Origin of the sequence: Snodgrassella sp. B3088, from assembly GCF_026535815.1 — a bacterium.
GTDB classification, from domain to species: domain Bacteria; phylum Pseudomonadota; class Gammaproteobacteria; order Burkholderiales; family Neisseriaceae; genus Snodgrassella; species Snodgrassella alvi_E.
Genome location: NZ_JAFNPG010000026.1, coordinates 1 through 3,161, shown reverse-complemented (window position 1 = coordinate 3,161; position 3,161 = coordinate 1). Strand labels below are relative to the sequence as shown.

The 3,161-nt window shown below is 52.8% G+C and carries 2 protein-coding genes; both read right to left on the bottom strand.

What is annotated here, in order from left to right; genetic code table 11:
• Positions 1–1,856: filamentous hemagglutinin N-terminal domain-containing protein (locus J3U75_RS09110; RefSeq protein WP_267391643.1), on the bottom strand; the 1,856-nt coding region annotated here is incomplete at its 3' end.
• A 66-nt stretch (positions 1,857–1,922) separates the two neighbouring features.
• Positions 1,923–3,161: ShlB/FhaC/HecB family hemolysin secretion/activation protein (locus J3U75_RS09105; protein ID WP_267391642.1), on the bottom strand; the 1,239-nt coding region annotated here is incomplete at its 5' end.

Genomic DNA, 3,161 nt, shown 5'->3' with positions numbered 1-3,161 from the left:
CCGCTATCACTGTTGTCGGTGTTCTCTGCCTCTATGGCTATTTGTTCCGTCGACTGGATCCGGCCTTTGCGGTTGTCCAGTTCTTTGCCTGTGTACTGGAATGGTCCGCTGCTGCTGATTTCACCACTGCGGTTATCCAGCCGGCCTGTGCTGATGCGGGCTTCGCCGGTGTTGAGTTTTCCTTGCTGGTTGTCGAACAGTTCGCCGCTTACTTGTAATTTGTTTAGGTTGAGGGTGCCACGGTTGGTCAGGCCGTTATGTGCGTTTAGGTCGATGCCACCATTAGCAATTATTTGGCCGTTGTCGTTGAGAATTTCTTGTTCGCTGATGATTTGGCCGCTGGCAAATTGTTTGGGGGTGCTTGCCGCTGCTTCGGTCTGACCTGCGCCTGTGGCACTGGTCGGTACGGGAGTATCCTGGTTTTCTGCCGGTTTCTGCGGCCTGGCTGGCTGTTCTGTTGTGGCTGATTCGCTGCTGTTGCTGGTTGGGGGTTCTGATGGTGCATACCCGATCAGGCTGTTGCTGCTGTTATTCAGTTTATCCAGATCCAGTTTCAGGCTTTGCTGGCCGCTCTGGATGATTTTGCCCTGCTGGTTGTGGATGCTGCCACTGCTGATATCCAGACGTCCGCCGTTGATTTCGCCCTGATTGCTCAGTAGCTGCCGGTTGCGGATGTTTAATTCGTCGGCACTGGTGATTAAACCGCTGTTGTCTAGCTGCTGGCTTTGTAATTGCATTTTGCCTTGGCTGGACAGGGTGCCGCTGTTGCGGATGTTGTCTGCATGTATGGCTGCTGTGGCCTCTTCTGCGGCGCTACTGTTTTTATCTGCGGCAACGATGCTGCCGCTGTTGCTCAGTTTGCCATCGGCACTGATGCTGACGCCTCCGGCTCCGGCAAAGATTTGGCCGGCATTGTTGATGCCGACGCCTTTGTCGTTGCTGATCAGTACGATTTTGCCGGCATACATGCCACCTAGGCTGCTGCTGTCTATGGCTATGCTTTGTTTGTCCGATATATCGTTGTTTACGTTGGCGGTGATCTGCCCTTGGGCATTGATGTCATTACTGCCGGTACTGATGTTGAGTTTATTTGCCCAGATGCCGGCATTGATTTGCGCTGCTTTGGACAGGATGTTGGTGTAATCGCTGCCGCTTGTGTCCAGCCCCTGTCCGTTGATGCTGATGTCGCCTCCCCGTACCTGAAAGCCGTCCAGGCTGCCGTTATTGAGTACGGGTCTGCCGGTGGTTAGGGTGACGCCGGCAGCATTGATAAAGCCGCCGCCATTGACGCTGATGCCAGACGGATTGGCCATGATGACTTCGGCTCGTCGGCCGGCTACTTCGATGTAGCCGTTGAGCCGGCTGGGATTGCTGCTGTTGATTTGGTTGACGATGATGCCGGCTTCGCCTTTGGCCAGCCATGGGTTGCCTTGTACCCAGCCAGCCTGTTTGGTCTGGGTGCTTTTACGGCTGTTGTTGAGGATGGCCCCTTGTTTGTTGACGTCTAATTGCCGGTACTGGTTGATGGATACGCCGCCTTTGCTCGGGGTCTGGATGTTGATTTGTGGGATGCCGTTGGCGGTTTGGAGGATGGTGGGTTGCTGGTTTTTGGGGGCTGACGGGTCGGCATGGATGTCTGCTGCTATGGCAGAGTGATTAATGAGTACGCATAAACCTAATCCGAGTAGGATGGAGCTGGTTAATACGGGTAGTCTAGCCAGTAGGCTGCTGAAGATGGTGCCGCCGCTTTGATTACGGTCTGCGGTGCTTTTGCCTTCACGGATGGTGTTTTCGGCTACGGCAACCAGGATTCCTCTTTTTTTGTTGAATATGACTTTGTATCTGTTTTTATTCATGATTTTTCCTGTTATTCGCCGTACAGCCTAGGCTAACGGCATTCTGATATGTGTGGTTTGATTGTGTTATATGGAATAGTTGAGGCTGAAGCCAACGGTGGTATTGGCGGTACGGAAGTACTGGGGTTTATATATTGGTTTGCCGGCAAAGATGTCGTAATACCACTGGCCACCGGCTTTCATCTGGCCTTTGAAGCCGATAACGGCACCAGCTAGTGTTTTACCCAGCTGCATTTCGGTGGCGGGGCCGGCAACGTGGCCGACATCTAGCCCCAGATATACCTGATGGGTACCTAGATATTGCCAGCTGAGGTTGTTGTTCCAGTACCAGCCTCGTTCTCCCATGAGGGTGACTTCGCCGTCAAATCCGCGCACGGTATAACGGCCGCCGATGGAAAGCTGGTCTTGGGTAATTAAGGGGGTTTTGTTCCACTGGCTGTGAAGGGTACTGTCGAAGCTGAGGCGTTGTCTGCCTAGGGTGAATGGCTGCGTGTAGCCGATGTCGGCTGTGATGATTTTCATGCGCGATGTGCCTTCGCCAAATTCTTCTTCGGGTGCTCGCAGGCTGTGATCGGCTCCGGTACCACGGCGATAACCTAATCCGATGTTGACGGTGCCATTACCTATGTATTCTTGATGATTTAGGTTGACTGCCCAGCCAGCAGTATGCCGTTGCTGTACTTCGATTTCGGCATCGTTTACGTAATTATGGGATTGCCGACGCCATAATTTGGCGGTGATGTCGGTTTTGCGGTGGCTGTCACGATACAGCAGCCGCGTGAGTCCGATGTCGCTGTTGTCGCTTTTGCCGTTGTAGTCGTAGTTTTCGTTGTATCCGGCTACGGCCTGATGATAACGGTAATGGTTGCGGTTATACGCTATCAGCCAGTTGCCAAATGGTATTGAGTAATGCAGTGCATAGCCACGGGTACCGCTGCCGGTGCGGTTGCCATCGCTGTCCATTTGACTGTCTTTGCTGCCTAAATCATGGTTGTAGTTGATATAAAATAAATCACTTAATCCTAAGGGATTGTCTGCTGATAATGTGACGCCTCCCTGATAACGCCCTGTGGAATGGCTGCCGGAATCGTCTGCGTTAAAACTTATACGAAAGGGAATGGTTCGTTGTGACCAGCTGATGACGATGTCGCTTTCGTTCGGTGCTTCAGCCGGTACTATCTGGATATCAGCTTCGGCGGTGGGAACGCGACGCAGGTTTTCTAGTCCCTGCTCTAGCTGCCGCAGATTCAGGATATCTCCGGCTCTGGCTGGAAATTCGTTCTGGATGCGGCGAATACGCTCTAC